This window comes from Tabrizicola sp. (assembly GCF_022842145.1).
Taxonomy (GTDB): Bacteria; Pseudomonadota; Alphaproteobacteria; order Rhodobacterales; family Rhodobacteraceae; genus Tabrizicola.
This window is the reverse complement of the sequence record NZ_JALHQD010000007.1, coordinates 196,271-214,239: the sequence shown is the minus strand read 5'-3', so window position 1 is coordinate 214,239 and position 17,969 is coordinate 196,271. Positions and strand designations below refer to the sequence as shown.

Sequence of the window (17,969 nt, the reverse complement as noted above, 5' to 3'; positions counted from 1 at the left end):
GATGCTTATGTGAACTTTCGTGCGGATATTCTGCTGGAAGAAGTGCCGTCAACGGCGATTTTAAAGCTTACAGCGGACAGTCGGTATCGGCTTTGGGTCAATGGCGTCTTCGTGGGCCGTGGACCGGAGCGGTCCTGGCCCTCATCGATGGCGATAGACGAACGCTTGGTCATGAATCTGCGTCCGGGCGTGAACCGGATCGCCGTTCAGGTCTATTCTCCCGGTCACTCGTATTTCGCCTATGTCCATCGCGGCGCCTGCGGGCTGATTGGCTGGCTGGAGGTGGATGGGGTGGCCGTTCTGACCACGGGGTCGCACTGGAAAACGCGGCGGGACTGGTCGTGGTCGGATCGGGTCGAGCGGGTGTCGATCTATGGTACGGCGGTCGAGGATCGGGACCTGCGACTGGCCGACGATTGGCTGGAGGCCGATGCCTCGGGCTGGGAAGCGGCGCGGGTAGTGCAGGGGGCCAAGGGGGCGATCTGGCAGGACTTGCGGCCCCGCGCAACTGCGCTTCCGGTGGAAGAGGTGCGCAAGCTGGACGCGCCCTGGCAAGCGCGGGTCGGTCCGGCAGTGACCGCAACCAGTGATCCGCATGACGACCTGCGAAAAGCTTTTTCAACAAGCAGCATCGGGTCGGCCCCTGCCCTGCTTCCCAAGGGAACGCAGGCAATCTGGATCTTCGATCTGGGCGATAGCCGGGCCTGCCTAGGCGGCGTGGAGCTGACGGCCGCGGGCGGGGAGCGGTTGCTGGTGTCCTATGCCGAAAAGCTGCGGGACGGGGAGCTTTTGCTTTCGGACCCCGAGACCTACTGCCGGATGCGCCCGACGGACCGTATCACGCTTCGCCCCGGGCGGCAGGTCGTGGAAGGCTTCACGCCCCGCGGCGCGCGGTATCTGGTTTTTGCGCTGGAGGGGGGCGGGGTTGCGGCGGAGCCGAAGTTTCACGTCCGCTTGCCGATGACACCGGTGCTGGAGCGGCCCCTGCCCCGCCTGGACCCGGTGCTGGACGGCGTGGCAGCGATGTGCCGCCGCACGGTGCTGAACTGCCTGCAGGACGGGTTTGTGGATGGAGTGTGGCGGGAGAGCAGTCTTTGGCTGGGCGACGCCGTGGCTCAGGACTGGGCGCTGCGGTCGATTTCGGATGACCCCCGGCCGCTGCTGTTTTCGATCGACATGGCGGCGGAGGGTGCGGACGCTGAAGGCCTGCTACCATCGGTCTTGCCGGGGGAGATCCCGGCTTATGCGGTGACGGATTACAACTTCAGTTGGGTGGAACTGCTGGCGGGTTGCGCGACGCATCCCGGAGTGGTTGAACCGGAGGCCGTCTGGCAGCGGCATTGGGGCACGCTGACCCGGATGCTGGAACGGATGGCCTTGTCGCGCGGGGCGGACGGGTTGCTGCGCAATCCGCCGGGGCGGCGGCTGTTCTTGGACTGGTCGCCGATGAGCAGGGTGGAACCCAACCTGACGCTGAACCTGCGCTATCTGCATGCGCTGCAACTGGCGGCGGGGATGGCAGAGCGGGTGTGGCGGACGGCAGATTGGGCGGCCGAGGGGGCTGCTTTGGCGGCAGCGCTTCAGGGGCATCGCGGGCCTGACGGCTGGCGCGAAAGCCCAGATCGAGAGGCAGCAAGCCAGTTGGCTTTGGCGTTGCTGATCCTGACCGGAGTGGTCGATCAGGCGGAAGCGGGGGCGCTGGCGGATCGGATTGTTGCCCGCTCACTGGACTTGCGGGACGAGCCGATGGAGGGGCAGCCAACGCTCGCCAGTCCCTTCATGCACCACTATCTTTTCCTTGCACTTCATAGGCTTGGCCGCCGCGCGCAGGTTCGTGAGATCATCGCCGCCCGCTGGGGACGCTGGGTGCGTGAAGGCCGACCGACCACGCCAGAGAACTGGTCGATCGACTTTCCCGACGGGTCGGCCTGCCACGGATTTTCCGCGCACCCGCTGGGCTGGCTTTAGAAGTCCAGGTGTTCGACCGATAGGGCGTTCTGCTGGATGAACTCGCGCCGGGGTTCGACGACGTCGCCCATGAGCTTGGAGAAGATGTCGTCCGCCTCTGCGAGGTCGTCGACCTTGACCTGCAGCAGGGTGCGCGCCTCGGGGTCGAGGGTGGTTTCCCACAGCTGGCTTGGGTTCATCTCGCCCAGGCCCTTGTAGCGCTGCAGGGTCAGGCCCTTTTCACCCTCGGCCAGGATGGACTTCAAAAGGTCGATGGGCCCGTGGATGAGCTGCTCGCGGTCCTTGCGGACAAGGCGGGCGGGGTCGCGGTAGATGTCGCGGGTTTGCCCAGCGACTTGCGACAGGCGCCGCGCCTCACCCGAACGAAGGACAGCACCATCAAGCGTCCGCAGCTCTTCCACGCCGCGCAGGATGCGGGAGAGGCGGATGCCCTGGTCCTGGGTGATCCGACCGGACCAACCACGCTCGAACTCTTGCGCGATCATGTTCAGGCGGCGGGCGACGGTGTCGGCTACGGCCTGGAGGTCGGCGTCGGCCTTGCCCGGATCGAAGGACCCGGCGAGGGCCGCCTGCTCCAGGATCGCGCGGGGGTAATGCGTCGGGAAGGCATCCAGCACGCGGCGGAACTGGCGCGCAGCCTCGACCACACGGGCAAGGTCATTGCCGGCGATTTCCTGGCCATCGGTCAGGCGCAGAACAGCGCCTTCGGTGCCCATGTCGATCAGGTAATCCTCGAGCGCGGCTTGGTCCTTGAGGTAGACCTCTGACTTGCCGCGGGCGACTTTGTAGAGCGGGGGCTGGGCGATATAGAGGTAGCCGCCCTCGATCAGTTGCGGCATCTGGCGGAAGAAGAAGGTCAGAAGAAGCGTCCGGATGTGCGCGCCGTCGACGTCGGCGTCGGTCATGATGACGACCTTGTGGTAGCGCAGCTTCTTGATGTCGAACTCGTCGCGGCCGATGCCGGTGCCAAGCGCGGTGATCAGGGTGCCAATCTCCTGGCTTCCCAGCATGCGGTCGAAGCGGGCGCGTTCGACGTTCAGGATCTTGCCGCGCAGGGGCAGCACGGCCTGGTTCGAACGGCTGCGGCCCTGCTTGGCGGAACCACCGGCGGAGTCGCCCTCGACCAGGAAGAGTTCCGACTTGGCGGGATCGCGTTCCTGGCAATCGGCAAGCTTGCCGGGGAGCGAGGCCACGTCCAGCGCGGTCTTGCGGCGGGTCAGTTCGCGGGCCTTGCGGGCGGCTTCACGGGCAAGAGCGGCCTCGATGATCTTGCCGACGATGATCCTGGCGGGGCCGGGGTTTTCCTCAAACCATTCAGACAGCTTTTCGTTCACCAGGTTTTCGACGGCAGGGCGGACTTCGGAGGAGACCAGCTTGTCCTTGGTCTGGCTGGAGAATTTGGGGTCCGGCACCTTGACCGAGAGCACACAGGTCAGGCCTTCACGGGCGTCGTCGCCGGTGAAGTCGATCTTCTCGCGCTTTGCGATGCCCGAGGATTGCGCGTAGCCGGTGATCGTGCGGGTCAGGGCGCCGCGGAAACCGGCGAGGTGCGTGCCACCATCGCGCTGCGGAATGTTGTTTGTGAACGGCAGTACGTTTTCGTGGTAGCTGTCGTTCCACCACATCGCGACTTCGACACCGATGCCGTTCTTTTCGCCGATCATGTAGATCGGTTCGGCCATCACACTGGACTTGGATCGGTCGATATACTTGACGAATTCGCGGACGCCGCCTTCGTAGAACAGCTCGATCTTCTGCGGTTCGGCGTGACGCTCGTCTTCCAGGACGATCCGCACGCCCGAGTTCAGGAAGGCCAGTTCGCGGAGGCGATGCTCCAGCGTCTTGAAGCTGTATTCGAGGTTCGAGAAGGTGCCTTCAGGCCGGTTGCTCTTGGCGCTGGCCAGAAAGCGGACCATCGTCCCCTTCTTGCCGGGGGCGGGGCCCACCTCGTGCACGTGGACAACGCAATCGCCATCCTCGAACCGGGCCCGATACTCCATGTCGTTGCGCCAGACCGTCAGTTCCAGCCATTCGCTCAGGGCGTTGACGACCGAGACGCCCACGCCGTGCAGACCGCCCGACACCTTGTAGGCGTTCCCACCCTCATCCGTGTTGTTGAATTTCCCGCCGGCGTGCAGCTGGGTCATGATGACCTCGGCCGCGGAAACGCCTTCCTCCTGGTGGATGTCAACCGGGATACCGCGACCGTTGTCCCGGACCGAAACGCTGTCGTCGGCGTGAATGATCACCGCAACTTCGGTCGCGTGACCGGCCAGTGCCTCGTCAATTCCGTTGTCTACGACCTCGTAGACCATGTGGTGCAGGCCCGAGCCGTCGTCGGTGTCACCGATATACATGCCGGGGCGTTTGCGAACCGCCTCCAACCCCTTCAGAACCTTGATAGAATCGGCGCCGTAGGTGGCGTTGTTCTTGGGCTGGTCAGCCATGCGTGGGGAACCCTGATCGTTACGCGCGATTTATAGCGTTTCGGGGCGGGAATGTCACCCCTTGCCCACAAGATTTGGTAGTTAGAGGAAGGGGATGACCAGTCCGACGCCGATCAGCAGGATGCCCGATCCGACGTTCAGTTTGCGCACGCTCTCGGGGCTGGACAGAAGCTGCCTTGCCCGGTCGAGGAAGAGCGCAAGCCCCAGGTTTCCCGCCGCCGGGATCAGCGCCGAAAGTGCGATGATGACGGCGATGTCGGGGGCGGTCAGGGCCTCAAGCGTGAAGAAACCCGGCAGCGCGCCCATGTAGAACAGGATTGCCTTGGGGTTCCCGATCACCGCTGCCACGCCGACGGTGAAGCCTGCCAGCATGCCGGGTCTTGTGAGCCGGCTATCGGCGTTCATCGTGGCTGCGGGCTTGCGGATCAGCAGCACCCCCATGACCACGAAGATCGCGGCGGCGACCCAGCGGAGGATGCTGAGAAAATCGCCGTAGCTGCTTTCGATCCAGGTCAGCCCCAGGATCGCGGCGAGGGGCCAGATCAGGTCGCCCAAAGCGACGCCGACGGCCAGCGGCCAGGCCGAGGCGAAACCGCCCGACAGCGCGCGGGCGGTCAGTGCGACCCAGACCGGGCCGGGGACGGCCCAGAGGCCGGCCATGCCAAGCGCGTAAAGGAGGAGTTCGTGCAGGGAGACGGTCATGTGCCAGCTTTAGAACAGCCCACCGAGGAGGTCGAGGGGCTTGGCTGAGTTCCAGGGTTGGTCTTTCAGGTCAAGCACTTGCAGGTGGTCCTCGGGCCTGTTTCGATGCAATGGGCCGGTGCTGGCGCCGGTCAGGTCGATGTAGGTCAGGGGGTTCGCGATGGGGCGGAACCCGGCAGCGGGATACAGCTTGGCGGTCCCGAACAGCAGGACATGCTGGGCCGGGGACTGGCGCGCAGTTTGCAGGGCCGCCTGCAGAAGGCTCGCGGCGTGGCCCTGCCCCCGGTGGTCGGGTTCGGTGGCGACGTCAGCGATGCCGGCGATGGTGACGATTTCCGCCCCGAGTCGCACTGCGCGAAGCTGCACGGCGAGGTGGGCCGCGATGCCGTCGTTGCGGATCACGTGACGCCAGCTGTGTCGGGTCTGGAAGTAGCTGCGGCCGCCGAAATCGGTCGTGAAGCAGCGCGCCAGCAGGGCCGCAATCGCAACCTCGTCAGCATTTGTGAGCAAGTGTTCAGGTATTGTCTCGATAGTCATTGCTTCACCTCGGAGATGCCGTCCTGTTCCAGGATAGGAAGGCTCCGCCCCCGGGTGCCCAATGCCGTGAAAAGCTCGGACTCGGTTCCGGTCATCAGGGCTTGGGCATCGAGCGCACAAATCTCGTCATAGAGCGCGGCGCGGCGGTGTTCGTCCAGGTGGGCGGCGACTTCGTCGAGCAGGAGGATCGGCGCGCGGCCCAGGTCCTGGGCCAGGGCGCGGGCGTTGGCGAGGATCAGGCTGATGAGAAGCGCCTTCTGTTCGCCGGTGGAACATTGATCAGCGGGGACGTTCTTGGCGCTGTAGCGGGCCAGGAGGTCGGCGCGGTGCGGGCCGACAAGCGTTCGGCCGGCGGCGATGTCACGGCGGCGGCCCTCGGACAGGGCCAAGGCAAGATCGGCGGGCTCGTCGGCGCCCTCGGGCCCGGTGAGGGTCAGGTCGGCCGAGGGGAAGGCGCTGGTCGGGTCAGCGGCGGTGGCGATGCGGGCGATGGTGGCGCGACGGTGCCGGGTGATAGCTTCCCCCGCCTCGGCCATTTGGGCTTCGAGGGCGGCATACCAGTGCGCGTCGGTCACTTGATCCTTGATCAGCCGGTTCCGGTCGCGCATCGCCTTTTCGTATGTGAGCGATTGTTCGGCATGCTCGGGGAAGAAGGACAGCGTCATGCGGTCAAGGAACCGGCGGCGGCCCTCGGCGGATTCGATCCAGAGCCGGTCCATCGCCGGGACCAGCCAGAGGACGCGGAGGATGCGGCCGAGGCTTGCTTGCGTGGCAGCCTTGCCATCGATGCGCACCTGACGCGGTTCGCCGGGTTCGGCCCAGGTTTCCAGCTCATGCGCGGCGGAAAGGCCCTGGACGGTGGCGGTGATCTTCCAGCCAAGGGATTCGGGTCGGCGGGCCAAATCCTCGGCGGCGGCACGTCTGAGGCCGCGACCGGGGGAAAGAAGGGACACCGCTTCCAGGATGTTGGTCTTGCCCGCGCCATTGGGGCCGGTGATGGCGACGGGGCGGCCGTCAAAGGCCAGCCGGGTGGACCGGTGGCTGCGGAAATGCGTCAGCGCGAGGGTTTCGATCGCGAGACCGCCCACCGGAATGTCCTTTCAGTCCAGACGTTTGAAGTGGATCAGACCCGCATCGGCATGACGACATAGACTGCCGAGAGGTCGTTGCCTTCGCGCATCAGGGTCGGATCGGCGGCGGAGTTGAACAGGAAAACGGCATTCTCGCGGTCGACCTGACTGGCGATTTCCAGAAGGTACTTGGCGTTGAAGCCGATCTCCAGCCGTTCGTCGCCGTAAGCCACGGCCAGTTCTTCCTCGGCGGCACCACTGTCGGGCGAGTTTACGGACAGGACCAGCCGGTCCTCCTCAAGCGACAGCTTCACGGCGCGGGAGCGTTCGGAGGAGACGGTGGCCACCCGGTCAACTGCCTTGGCGAATTCCGAGGCATCGACTTCCAGCTTGCGCGTGTTCCCGGTCGGGATGACGCGGGTGTAGTCGGGGAAGGTCCCGTCGATGACCTTGGAAGTCAGGGTGATGACGGGCGTCGCAAAGCGGACTTTGGTTTCGGAGACCGAGACGGCAATGGTCGCCTCGTCATCGTCGAGGAGCTTGCGCAGTTCGCCGACAGTCTTGCGCGGGACGATCACGCCGGGCATGTCGTCGGCGCCTTCGGGCAGGGGGGCGTCGATGCGGGCCAGGCGGTGGCCGTCGGTCGCGACGCAGCGCAGGACCTTGCCGGATTCGCCCGTGGAGACGTGCATGTAGACGCCGTTCAGGTAGTAGCGGGTTTCCTCGGTCGAGATTGCGAACTTCGCCTTGTCGAACAGCCTGCGCAGGACTGGCGCGGGGGCCGAGAAGTTCGAGGAATACTCGGAGGTCGCCATGACCGGGAAGTCTTCCTTCGGCAGGGTTGCAAGGCTGAAGGTCGAGCGGCCGGCCGCGATGGTCAGGCGGCCCGAGGCGGCGTCTTCGGTCAGGTTGACCAGCGACCCGTCGGGCAGCTTGCGGGTGATCTCGTGCAGCATGACGGCCGAGACGGTGGTGGAGCCGGGGCGTTCCACCATCGCGGGGGCGCGGTCCACGACCTCGATGTCGAGGTCGGTGGCGCGGAAGGAAACCTGCGCCCCCTCGGCCTCGATCAGGACGTTGGCGAGGATCGGGATGGTGTTGCGGCGTTCGACCACGGACTGCGCCTGGGCGAGCGCTTTCAACAGCGTGGCGCGTTCGATGCTGAGCTTCATCTGGCTTCCCCCTGCCGACCCTTTGAAGGGACGACGAATTTATCCGGGTTTTACCGGTTCACAAGTGTTGGATGGACTGTGCGAAGGTTTCACGGGGCCGTCAAGTGCGGCCCCCGATTAGCCCTGCAGAAGGCGGCGCAGAAGCTGCAGATCGTCGGCCAACTGACTGTCGATGGTCATCAGCTCTTCAATCTTGCGCACGCCGTGCATGATCGTGGTGTGGTCGCGGCCCCCGAAGCGACGGCCGATCTCGGGAAGCGAGCGCGGGGTCAGCTGCTTGGACAGATACATCGCCACCTGCCGGGGCCGCGCGATGTTGCGCAGCCGCTTCGGCCCGATCATGTCGGACAGGCGGATGTTGTAATGCTCGGCCACCTTGCGCTGGATTTCCTCGATCGAAAGCTTCCGGTCCGAGGAGCGCAGGATGTCGGCCAGGCAGTCCTGGGCGAGGTCCAAGGTGATCTCGCGGCCCACGAGGCTGGCGAAGGCGAAAAGCCGGGTCAGAGCGCCTTCAAGCACGCGGACGTTGGTGGTGATGCGGTGCGCAAGGAATTCCAGCACGCCGGCAGCGAGCACCAGGCCCTTGTACTGCGAGCGGTAGAAGTCGACCTTCTGCTGCAGGATGCCAAGACGGAGTTCGTAGTCCGTCGGGTGCAGGTCGACGACAAGCCCACATTGCAGGCGCGACTTGATGCGGTCTTCAAGATCCTTGATCTCGCCCGGGGCGCGGTCGGCGGAAATGACGATCTGCTTATTTGCGTCCACCAAGGCGTTGAACGTGTGGAAGAATTCCTCCTGGGTGGAATCCTTGCCGGCGATGAACTGGACATCATCCACCATCAGGACATCGACGGAGCGGAACAGTTCCTTGAAATCCATGACCTGACGGTCACGCAAGGCCTGCACGAAGCGGTACATGAACTGTTCTGCGGACAGGTACAGCACGCGCAGCTCGGGGCGGCGGGCCTGAAGTTCATGCGCGATGGCATGCATAAGGTGGGTCTTGCCCAGACCGACGCCGCCGTAAAGGAACAGCGGATTGAACGTCACCGGCCCGCCCTCGGCCACCCGGCGGGCGGCGGCATGGGCCAGTTCGTTGGGCTTGCCGACGACGAAACTGTCGAAGGTGAAGCGGGCGTCCAGCGGGGCACCCGGAAGCTCTTCGTCCGCGGCGCGCGGGCGGCTGGCCTTGGCGGCTGGCCGGGCGGCGGCCGCAACGGGGCGGGCGACGACCGGAGCGGTGCCAACGGCGAATTCGATGCGGTCCACCGTGGCCCCGGTGCTGGCCAGTTGGGTGCGGATATGGTCGGCGTAGTTGCGCTGAACCCAGTCGCCGAAGAAGATCGTCGGCACTTCGAAGCGTGCGACGCCGTTCTTCAGATCCGAAAGCTTCAGCGGTTCGATCCAGGTCGTATAGTTGTTCTTGCCAACCCGCTTGATCAACTCTTCCCGAACCTGCCCCCAGGCTTCATTCGTCATTCTTAACCTGCCAATATCCTCGGACCGAACAGGCTTGTCGGTCCTTTCTCCGCCACGAGCCACTTCGCCCATGCCACCGCGCCACCCTTTCGGACGTTCGCGGACGGACTGGTCAGGTAGGACAGAACAACGCACGACAGGCTGACCCGGCTTGCCGGTTCCTGCCGTACAGACGGGACAGCTTGAATGCTGCCTCCAACCCTATGATCGCAAATGGAAAACTCGGGTTTGACGGCCTTTTGGTCGCCCGCCCCGTGCAGCAGCTTTCCCTTTGCGACCCGTTATGTCCCCCAAGACGAAGTGAATCGCAGCGTCACGGTAACAACCCCCGCGCAGGCTCTGCAACCGAACAACGCGCTTGACAGAGATTCCCCAAACCCGAATCCGGAGGCTCTGGCAAATCGGCAACGGGGGGCCGAAAACGCTCATCCGGAAGGCGCCAAAATGCCGAAGGGCGCAACCCTTGCGGGCGCGCCCTTCGTGTTCTGGATTCGGTCCGTCCGGGCCGTCAGGGCCGGATCACTCCTTGGCGACGCCAGCGGCTTTCACGCGCGAGGCAAGGCGCGACATCTTACGGGCGACGGTGTTCTTGTGCAGAACGCCCTTGGTCACGCCACGGGCCAGTTCCGGCTGGGCGGCCTTCAGCGCGGCCTGAGCGGCTTCGCCATTGCCCGAAGCGATGGCTTCTTCGACCTTGCGGAGGAAGGTGCGGATACGCGAACGGCGGGCCTTGTTGATGGCGTAGCGGGCTTCCGACTGGCGGGCGCGTTTCTTGGACTGTTCAGTGTTTGCCATTGGTGGCTTCCTTGCGGTCTATCGGTTTCAATTCTGTCGCACGAAAGACCAGAAGGCCCCATCCGAAGGGATGGATCTGATTCTTGCCTAAGCGGGCCCACGCGCATGTGGGGCGGCCTATAGACCAACCCATATGGAAAGGAAACCCCCAAGGCGTCAGCCATCCACCGGATCGTCCGCAACTGCGACCGGCCACAGGAGCCGCTGGTTGCCCCCAAGCTTCGAGTTGCCCAGTTCCTTCACCTTTTCCACCCGTGCGGCAATGCCGGGGTCGGGGTCAAGCGTCAGGTAGGCCGCGATCCAGGCAAGTTCGAAGTCACGCGCCTTGCGGGTGCCGCCCACGGTCTGCTTCTTGCCGGTGATCTTCTCGACCGCCGCAGGGTCGTCCAGACCGTCCAGCGTGAACGCCACGATGCGCCGCAAGGCGCCGTCGCAGTCGGTGAAAAGCCCGGGCCGTTCGTCCTGCAGAAGGGCGGCGGTGGTGACCAGGGGTGCCACGGCGTGCAGCTGGTAGTGGAGCGCCAGCTTGCCGCGCCACATCTCGTTCGGCAGGCTGCCGTCCGCCTCGGCTGTGCAGGCGACCAGGCGCAGCGTCTCGGCGCCCCAGTCGATCAGCGCCGGGTCGTCCAGCACCAGGCCCACGCGCGTCACGGCAAGACCGGCCCAGGCGCGCAGGTTGTTCTGCGAGGCACGGGGCGGGGCTTTGGTGTCGAAGAAGGCCATCGTCTGTTTGGACCGATCCCGCAGCCAAGCCTCGATTTCGGCTTTCCCCGCGGGCTGGGGGACAACCTTGAGCGCGGCGCCATAGGCGAAGGCGACACCGCCCACCCGCGAGGGGGCGGAGAGGTTCGCGCCCTGCGTGGTCAGCTCGCTGAGGGCATCGGCCTTGGCCCAGGCGAGGATGCTCTCCATCACGCAGGCAGCGGCTTTCTGCGCCTCCTCGGGCTTTGTCTCGGTGTCGTTCAGGATGTTGGTCTGCTTGGCGAGATCGGTGATGAAATCATCGATCGGCTTCAGAGCCTCAGTCACGGCCTTGTCGCTTTCCTCGTCGAAGTCGCTGCGGTTTTCGCTGTCGTCGGTGTAGCGGCTGCCGAAGCCCAGGGTGACGACAGGCTTGGTGTCGATCGGGCATTTCGCGGCCTCTTCGGCAGCAACGGGGCTGGCGAGGAGGAGAAGCAAGGCAAAGGATCGCGTGGTCATTGGTTGACCTCCGTCGAGAGTTGCAGGGATCGCAGGCGTTGCGTGGCGTCTTCGCTGCCCAGGTCGGCAGCTTTTTGCAGCCAGACCAAGGCCTCATCGCGCGAGGGATCGACGCCGATGCCGAAGACCAGAGCGTCGGCGTAGTCGACCATTGCGGCAGGCTCGCCGGCTTCGGCAGCACGGCGCAGCCAGTCGGTCGACTCCAGCACGCCGGCTGGGGTCGTGGCGGCCTCGCGCAGGATCACGGCGTATTCGCGCATGGCGACCGCGCTGCCGGATTCGGCGGCCGAGAGGTAAAGCGCGGTCTCGTCGATGGTCCGGCTGGCAATGGCCCGGATTTCCGGCGTCGCGGCGCGCAGCCGGGCGAGGGTGCCCGGAAGATCCTCGGGCGCGCTGAAGCGGACGAGGTCCTCGAACAGCGCCGCCGATTGCGCGGGGTCGTATTGCGGCGATGATCGACGCGAGTAGATGTTCAAAAGCCGGTGGATCGCGATACGGCTGCCTTCCTGTCGGGCGGCCTGATAGTAGGCGAGGATCTTCGGCTGGTCGGCGTCGGTGCCGTAGCGGCCGTAGACGTCTGCCAGTTCGGCCAGCGCATAGCCCTCGCCCGCCGACAGATAGTCCGAGATCCGCAGCCAGCGTTCGAAGAGCGTCCGGTCACCGGCGCGGCCAACGGCTTCGGTCAGGCGCAGGGCCTCGTTGAAGGTGCAGGCAGTGATCGAGGTGGCCCGGGTCAGGTAGTCGGCATAATCGGTGCGATCCTTGATCAGGGGCAGGGCCAGGAGAAGCGCATCGAAATCGCCACGCTCATCAACGGTTTCACCGTAGAGGTCCATCACGGCGGCCATTGTCGGGAAAGTCTCGGGGTCCGCCAGGGGAAGCATCTCCAAGGCGTCGCCAACCCCACGCTCAGCCAGCGGCAGCAGGATTTCCAGCGCCTCGGCCTGAGTTTCGGGCGTCACGAAACCGTCTTCGAGCAGTGCTTCGGCGAACTGGGTGCCGGCAGAGGGCTCGCCCAGGTCCACGGCGTTGCGGAACAGGTCCAGCGCGGCCTTGCGGGCAGCGGGGCTGCGGGCGGCCTTCATCGCAAGCGAGGCGCGGGCAGTGGTCACGCCGGGAAAACGCGCGGCGTAGTTTTCCCAGAATTCCAGCATCTCGACCGGGGCCTGCCGCTGTTCAAGGAGATACATGTACTGCGCAATGGCGGTGACCCGTCCGGTCAGGGCCTGGGTCTGGATCTCAGCCTCGGCGATGGGGTCCGGCGAGGTGGCCAGCTGGGCCAGTTCTTCCGGGGTGAAATCCACCGCTTCAGAGGCGGTGCTGTCGGCGACCTGCACCCAATAGTCGGCCTCTTCGATCTGCGGCGCATCCGGGGCGCGGCAGATGAAGGCGCTGGAAAGCTGCTGCATCGGGTCCACCTCGCCCGAGGACACCACCGCCTGCATCAGTTGGTCTGTCACCGCATAGAAGTCCTGCGGCGTGCGGGCCGTGCGGTACTTCATCGGCGCGGTCTTCTCCATCGCGGCGTATTCGCCAAGCGCGATGGCGCGTTCCAGAAGCTCCAGCGCCTCGGCCTCGCCGGCCCAGCGGCCCTTGGACAAGAGCACCTGATCGGCCATCGCGATAAGGGCCCAGGCCGGGGCGTCGGGTGTCTGAACCAGGTTGGACAGGGCGTCGACATAAGCTTCTGACCAGTTCGGGTTGCGCCGCGCCTGGGCCTGCAGGAAAAGCACATGGCTTGCCTCGCCCGAGGCCCAGACCTCGCCCGCCGCGCTGTAGCGGGCATCCGCCACTTCCAGGTCGCGAGGCACCAGCGCGCCGTCCGCATAAAGCCTGCCCAGCGCGACCTGCGCGTAAGGCAGGCCCGCATCGGCGGCGGCGGTCAGGTAGGTGACGAGCACCTCGTTATCCTTGGGCAGGTCTTCGGCGCGCATGTGGATTTCAGCCACCCGCCAAGCGGACAGCGCATCGCCGAGGTCCGCCGAAAAGCGGTACCAGCGTTCCGACAGGGCCGTGTTTCGGGTGACGATGTCACCGTTCATGTATTCGCGCGCGATCCGGTTCACCCGGTCACAGATCAAGGGGTCAAGCTTGCCGACCAGCGCGCCGAAAGCCATCGTGACGCCAAGTTCGGGCGGGACATCCCAACCTTGGACCGGGTTGCCCTGAATTTCGCGTTCCACCAGTTGCAGGATCGCGTCGGCATTGCCGCCGAAACCGGCCTGCAACAGAAGTTCCTCGCCCTTCTCGACATCCCGGTCGATCCCGACGCCGCGGATCAGGTAGCCCGCCAAGAGGTGCTGCGCCCGGGGTGTTTGGCGCAGGTCAAGGGCGGCAAGTTCTTCGACCAGCCGCTCGCGCTGCAACTCGGACACGCGACCGGCGGCCAGGAGAAGCTCGATCCGGTCGATCAGCATGTTGGCCAGGGAGTACTGCGGGTCGATGCTGCGGAAGTTCGCCTGCACGGTGTCGACGGTGTCGAACCAGCGCTGCGGGTCCAGTTCGATCAGGCGGCGGAAGTCGCGCTTGATAAGCGCGGTATCGCTTTCGGGAAGGGCGTCCAAAGCGACGCCCTCCCATTTCGCCACGAGGGCCTCGTCCGAGGGACGGGGTTCGCAGACCTGACCGGTCTCGAGATCTGGCGGCTCGAAGACAAGGTCCACCGTCTGCGCTCCTGCCACGGTGGGCAGGGCCAGGATCAGAAGCGTGGCGAGGATGCGCTGCATGGGCATGTGCCCTCCGGTCAAGGTTGTTTGGCCAGGGCGTTCGGCGAGACGGTGGCGGTGTAGGTGCCGCCCGTGCCGGACAGGACGATGGCGACGCCTTCGCGGCGTTTGAGCGCGACGGCCGGGACCGAGGCGACCACGGTCTCACCGTCCCGGATTTCGAAATCCAGGGTCAGCGGGGCCTTCAACGCGACGGCACCGCCGCTGCTGGGGGCCACGCCTTCGATGGCGACGGCCTTGGCCTGGGGCACGTAAAGGTTGGCCAAGGCGATGTCCGACAAGTTGTAGAAGGTCACGTCGGCCTGGGCCGGGTTGCGGGTGATCTTGTCCACCACGAGGGCGGAGGTGCCGTCGGCACCGACCACGAAGGAATAGAAGGTGGCGGGCTGGATGGCTTCGGTGGCCGAAGTCTCGCCCGAGGTGATGCGGACTTCCTTGTCGCCATCGATCACCACATAGGGTGTCACGCCTTTCTCGACCCGGTCGAAGCTGGCCGCCTGGATCACTGCGACCGAGGCGGTGGCGTCCACGACCCGGACAAAGCTGGAGTTGGGGTTGGCGACATCTTCATACAGGCTGGCATCCTGCGCAGTCACGGTGGAAGCGGCAAGGATCAGGAACGGCAAAGTCAGATGGATGCGTTTCATGACGCGTCTCCTTTCTGGATGGGACAAAGGGTAAGGGCTGAAGTGTCGGTGAGCGGTCGATCGAAGCTGACAGCCACCTTGACAAGATCGGGGTGCCAATACGGTTCCAGCTTCAGAAAGAAGCGGCCGGTGGCGCGCAGGCGGTCTGACCGCTCGATGCGGACAAATCGGCGGATGCCTGCCTTGGTCTCGAAGGTCACGTCGGCGATCCGCGCGCCTTCGCCACCTTGGTCAAAGAGGAAGGCCGTCTCCGGCTTCAACTGCCCGGGTGGGAAGCTGGCGGTGAGGGCGCTGTCCTCGACCGTCGTCTCGGTGGCGATGTCGCAGGTCGGGCCGGCGGCGACGATCAGTTCGTCCATCGGGACGGGGCCGAATTGCGCAAGGCTGTTGTAGATCGGATTCTCCCAGACCAGAAAGGTCGGCCGGTCCTCGGCGAATTCACGCGAGGTGAGGTAGGAGGTCATCGAGCCGAACTGGTTGCCGCCGGTGATGGCGTAGTTGACCACCTCGATCCCGGCATATTCGGAGAGGAAGCCGGCGAAGTTGTTGATGCCGCTGTCCGAGAACGAGGTGCCGACCAGCACCAGGCTGGCCTCGTCGCTGCCGGAGCCGAAGATGTCGAGCGGCTCGCCTTCCGCGGTGGCTTCCGCCGGTTCGGCGGGCGCTGCATCGGCGAAGATGTCGGCGGCGGAAAGCTCGCCATCGGTGGCGCGCGTGGTGACCCAGGTGGTCGCTTGGACCTGCGGCAGGGTTTCCTTGCAGTAGGTCTGCAATTCGCGCCGAAGACCGGAGAATGCTACTTCCGGCGCGGCTTCCTGCGACGTGAACTCCACCGGAGTGACGTCGGCATAGGCCGGCAGGCCGCGGATCATCTCGCCGATGGCCTTTGCCGCAAGCCGCGCACCGTCCGGGGTCCAGTGGAAGTCGGCCTGGAAGAAGACCTTCTCGTCCGGTTCTGCGGCAAGCATGGCGGTCATCAGGTCCGGCGCGGGCACACCGGCTGCGTTGAGACGGTCGGTCACGTCCTTGTAGTTCGCCTGCATCACCGCCGGGTCATAGCCGTAGGCAGCGGCTTCCGGGGGCAGGAACTGCGGCATGGCCTGACCCTTGGTCGGCACGTTCACATAGATCAGCGTCGTGCCCTGTTCTTCCAGAACGCGGGCCAACCGGGCCAGTTGTGCTACCGCGATATCGTCCATCGGATGCTGAAGCCGAAGGTCCGATTGCACCCGGTAGAAGACACCGTCCTTGCCCTCGATGCTGGCCGAGGCGGCGAACTGGGTGCTGGCACAGCCGAACTGCGTGGGGCCGGCATGGGCCGCCGGAGCCATCAGCACGCAAAGGGCGAATATGGGGCGCATCATGGGGCGTCTCCTTCCAGGGGCGGGCGCACGGGGGGGCGCTTGCTGCGGTCAAGATCGGGCGAGCCGGCAGGCAGGACGGCGGGCTGCAGCGCCTCGCCACCGGGGATCTGCCGCGCAAGCGCCAGAGCCATTGCCTGAACGCCCGGGTCGGGGCTGGCGAGTGCAAGCTCCAGTGCCGGACGGGCGGATTCGGGATCGGGCGGCAGGCCCGCCTCGCCCTGGATATGGCTGAGTGCCAGTTGCATCGCGGCCTTGGAGTCCCCGGCCTGGGCGGCCAGAAGCAGCAATTCCCGCGCCTTCGGGATGTCGGTCTCGAACGGGGCACCCTGGATCAGCATCCGGGCCAGGCCTGCGGCAGCCTTGGCATCGCCGCGTCGTGCAGCGCGGTCAAGAACGCCGCGGATGTTGCGCAGTCGGGCGGGGGAGAACTCGGCCTTCTTGTCGGTGAGGGTGGCCAGAAGGCGGGGCATCGCGAAGTCGCGGCCCTGGTAGACAGCGATTGAATAATAATGCGCCGCGTCGTCGATGAAGGCGGGGTCGGCCCGTTCCTCAAGCCGCTTGGCAAAGCGCGCAGCGGCCAGCCCCTCCCCTGCGTCGGCAAGCGTGCGAAGCTGGACTTCCGACAGCTCCCGCCCCGCAAGCATCGACTTGCGCAGGGCCTTGAGCGACGGACTGCCCGCGATGGCCGGGGGCAACACCACGTCGGCCGCCACCGGGGCCACCGAGGACAGAAGGGCGAGGATCAGCCCGATATGAAGGACGTTACGCACCGCTTTTCACCGGGCCATTCTTCATTGGGCCTTGCGCGTCCCACAGCGCGGGGTCGGTCAGGTAGCGCACCGGGAATTCCCAGATCACCACCTCGGGCGGGGCGTCGTGGAAGTCGGGCGATGCGAGATAGTCCAGCATCGGCCGCGCCGGTCCCTTGCCCTCTTCGGCCAGGTTCAGGACGTCGCGGCGCAAGGCAAGCTTCAGCGCTTCTGCGAAGCTGAAGGTCGGGTTGGCGGAATACGAGGTACCGATCAGCAGCGTTCCGCCCGACTCGGTTCCCGCGAAGATGTCCAGGCCGTCGCCTTCCGCCCGCGCGGTGGCGATGAAGGAAGACGCCGCTTCCGGCTCCAGGCCGATTGACGGGGCGAGATCCTCGTTGGTCACAAATGCGACAAGGTCCCCGGTGAACTGGTGCGGCGGGGACCGTTCGATATCGAACTCGGTGTCGCCCAGATCGACCAGGCCCGAGGCGGCCAGCGCCTGCGCCACGTCCTCGGCGCCTTCGGGGGTCCAGTGGGTGTCAGTGCGGAAGAACGAGAGTTCGGCCTCGGCACCGCCCGTTAGTGCAGAGCGCGCGTTGAGGACGGCGACGTCGTGGCTGCGCAGTCCGGCCAGGAAAGCGTCGTAAAGCGTGGCGATCCCCTGTGCCGCCTTATGGTCGCTGTGGGCCACCATGACGTCCAGCTTGCCGGGGATCGGGACCACGACCAGCCGCGCGCCCGCCGCCTCAAGCTGATCGCGGACCCGGGCGATGCGGGCAAGGGACAGATCAAGGTCGCCAGTCAGGGGCCGCACTTCCTCGGCGGTGAAAAGCCAGCCATCTTCGCCCGCGAGCACGCCCTTCCGGCCTTCACCCACCGCCAGATAGCGCAGAGCGCCGATCATGCCGATGGCCGGCTCCCGGTGCGGAAGCGACTTGCGGTAGACGCTGTCCACGGTTGCCGTGAGCTCGCCCCGCAGCACGTCCACGTCCTTGGGCAGGTCGCTTTGGCCCGGAAACTGCGCGTAACCAAAATTCACCACGGCGGTGTAGCCGAAGAAGGCGACGGGAAGCACGAAGCGCGAGGCCCTGAGAATGGGTTGCATTGTCG

At 65.6% G+C, this 17,969-nt stretch carries 14 protein-coding genes; 1 reads left to right on the top strand and 13 read right to left on the bottom strand.

All coding sequences use genetic code 11. From position 1 onward, the window contains the following. The first annotated feature begins 171 nt into the window (after positions 1-171). The gene (locus tag Q0C42_RS16540; RefSeq protein WP_295078363.1) at positions 172-1,968 is read left to right on the top strand and encodes a hypothetical protein; all 1,797 of its coding nucleotides are present in this window, start codon (positions 172-174) and stop codon (positions 1,966-1,968) included. On the opposite strand, the gene gyrB is transcribed toward Q0C42_RS16540, so the two are convergent. The 13 genes from gyrB to Q0C42_RS16475 all read right to left on the bottom strand — a co-directional run bounded on the left by gyrB (position 1,965) and on the right by Q0C42_RS16475 (position 17,964). Then, entirely contained in the window at positions 1,965-4,415 is a 2,451-nt protein-coding gene (gene gyrB, locus Q0C42_RS16535) for a DNA topoisomerase (ATP-hydrolyzing) subunit B (protein ID WP_295078360.1), read from the bottom strand. The two genes, Q0C42_RS16540 and gyrB, sit on opposite strands and share 4 nt — an antisense overlap. A gap of 81 nt (positions 4,416-4,496) precedes the next feature. Then, on the bottom strand, positions 4,497-5,117 hold the full coding sequence (locus Q0C42_RS16530) for a LysE family translocator (RefSeq protein WP_295078357.1): 621 nt from the start codon (positions 5,115-5,117) through the stop codon (positions 4,497-4,499). Between the two features lie 9 nt (positions 5,118-5,126). Beyond that, complete coding sequence (locus tag Q0C42_RS16525) at positions 5,127-5,654, bottom strand: GNAT family N-acetyltransferase (RefSeq protein ID WP_295078354.1); 528 nt, start codon at positions 5,652-5,654, stop codon at positions 5,127-5,129. Beyond that, a complete protein-coding gene (gene recF / locus Q0C42_RS16520; RefSeq protein ID WP_295078351.1) occupies positions 5,651-6,742 on the bottom strand; it encodes a DNA replication/repair protein RecF in 1,092 nt (363 codons plus the stop codon). Before recF ends, Q0C42_RS16525 begins: the two co-directional genes overlap by 4 nt. A 35-nt stretch (positions 6,743-6,777) precedes the next feature. Next, positions 6,778-7,896, bottom strand: a complete 1,119-nt coding sequence (gene dnaN, locus Q0C42_RS16515; RefSeq protein WP_295078348.1) for a DNA polymerase III subunit beta — start codon at positions 7,894-7,896, stop codon at positions 6,778-6,780. Positions 7,897-8,013: 117 nt separating this feature from the next. Then, a complete protein-coding gene (gene dnaA / locus Q0C42_RS16510) occupies positions 8,014-9,375 on the bottom strand; it encodes a chromosomal replication initiator protein DnaA (protein WP_295078345.1) in 1,362 nt (453 codons plus the stop codon). 519 nt (positions 9,376-9,894) lie between these two features. Then, positions 9,895-10,170 carry a 30S ribosomal protein S20 gene (rpsT, locus tag Q0C42_RS16505; protein ID WP_295078342.1) on the bottom strand — a complete coding sequence of 92 codons (276 nt, stop codon included), beginning with the start codon at positions 10,168-10,170 and terminating at the stop codon, positions 9,895-9,897. Between the two features lie 156 nt (positions 10,171-10,326). After that, a complete protein-coding gene (locus tag Q0C42_RS16500; RefSeq protein ID WP_295078339.1) occupies positions 10,327-11,370 on the bottom strand; it encodes an alginate lyase family protein in 1,044 nt (347 codons plus the stop codon). Continuing rightward, entirely contained in the window at positions 11,367-14,096 is a 2,730-nt protein-coding gene (locus Q0C42_RS16495; protein ID WP_295078336.1) for a hypothetical protein, read from the bottom strand. The genes Q0C42_RS16500 and Q0C42_RS16495 overlap by 4 nt, the downstream gene beginning before the upstream one ends. Before the next feature lie 17 nt (positions 14,097-14,113). Continuing rightward, the gene (locus tag Q0C42_RS16490) at positions 14,114-14,743 is read right to left on the bottom strand and encodes an alginate O-acetyltransferase AlgF (RefSeq protein ID WP_295078333.1); all 630 of its coding nucleotides are present in this window, start codon (positions 14,741-14,743) and stop codon (positions 14,114-14,116) included. Beyond that, a complete protein-coding gene (locus Q0C42_RS16485) occupies positions 14,740-16,107 on the bottom strand; it encodes a hypothetical protein (RefSeq protein WP_295078330.1) in 1,368 nt (455 codons plus the stop codon). Before Q0C42_RS16485 ends, Q0C42_RS16490 begins: the two co-directional genes overlap by 4 nt. Beyond that, the gene (locus Q0C42_RS16480; RefSeq protein WP_295078327.1) at positions 16,104-16,877 is read right to left on the bottom strand and encodes a hypothetical protein; all 774 of its coding nucleotides are present in this window, start codon (positions 16,875-16,877) and stop codon (positions 16,104-16,106) included. Before Q0C42_RS16480 ends, Q0C42_RS16485 begins: the two co-directional genes overlap by 4 nt. Further along, a complete protein-coding gene (locus Q0C42_RS16475) occupies positions 16,870-17,964 on the bottom strand; it encodes a hypothetical protein (protein ID WP_295078324.1) in 1,095 nt (364 codons plus the stop codon). Before Q0C42_RS16475 ends, Q0C42_RS16480 begins: the two co-directional genes overlap by 8 nt. Positions 17,965-17,969: the final 5 nt, after the last annotated feature.

What these genes read in the sequence shown, in the direction of transcription:
- Q0C42_RS16540 (WP_295078363.1), top strand. Translation starts at nt 172, where the DNA reads ATGAATCTGCGTCCGGGCGTGAACCGGATCGCCGTTCAGGTCTATTCT.
- gyrB (WP_295078360.1), bottom strand. Translation starts at nt 4,415, where the DNA reads ATGGCTGACCAGCCCAAGAACAACGCCACCTACGGCGCCGATTCTATC.
- Q0C42_RS16530 (WP_295078357.1), bottom strand. Translation starts at nt 5,117, where the DNA reads ATGACCGTCTCCCTGCACGAACTCCTCCTTTACGCGCTTGGCATGGCC.
- Q0C42_RS16525 (WP_295078354.1), bottom strand. Translation starts at nt 5,654, where the DNA reads ATGACTATCGAGACAATACCTGAACACTTGCTCACAAATGCTGACGAG.
- dnaN (WP_295078348.1), bottom strand. Translation starts at nt 7,896, where the DNA reads ATGAAGCTCAGCATCGAACGCGCCACGCTGTTGAAAGCGCTCGCCCAG.
- dnaA (WP_295078345.1), bottom strand. Translation starts at nt 9,375, where the DNA reads ATGACGAATGAAGCCTGGGGGCAGGTTCGGGAAGAGTTGATCAAGCGG.
- rpsT (WP_295078342.1), bottom strand. Translation starts at nt 10,170, where the DNA reads ATGGCAAACACTGAACAGTCCAAGAAACGCGCCCGCCAGTCGGAAGCC.
- Q0C42_RS16500 (WP_295078339.1), bottom strand. Translation starts at nt 11,370, where the DNA reads ATGACCACGCGATCCTTTGCCTTGCTTCTCCTCCTCGCCAGCCCCGTT.
- Q0C42_RS16495 (WP_295078336.1), bottom strand. Translation starts at nt 14,096, where the DNA reads ATGCAGCGCATCCTCGCCACGCTTCTGATCCTGGCCCTGCCCACCGTG.
- Q0C42_RS16490 (WP_295078333.1), bottom strand. Translation starts at nt 14,743, where the DNA reads ATGAAACGCATCCATCTGACTTTGCCGTTCCTGATCCTTGCCGCTTCC.
- Q0C42_RS16485 (WP_295078330.1), bottom strand. Translation starts at nt 16,107, where the DNA reads ATGATGCGCCCCATATTCGCCCTTTGCGTGCTGATGGCTCCGGCGGCC.
- Q0C42_RS16475 (WP_295078324.1), bottom strand. Translation starts at nt 17,964, where the DNA reads ATGCAACCCATTCTCAGGGCCTCGCGCTTCGTGCTTCCCGTCGCCTTC.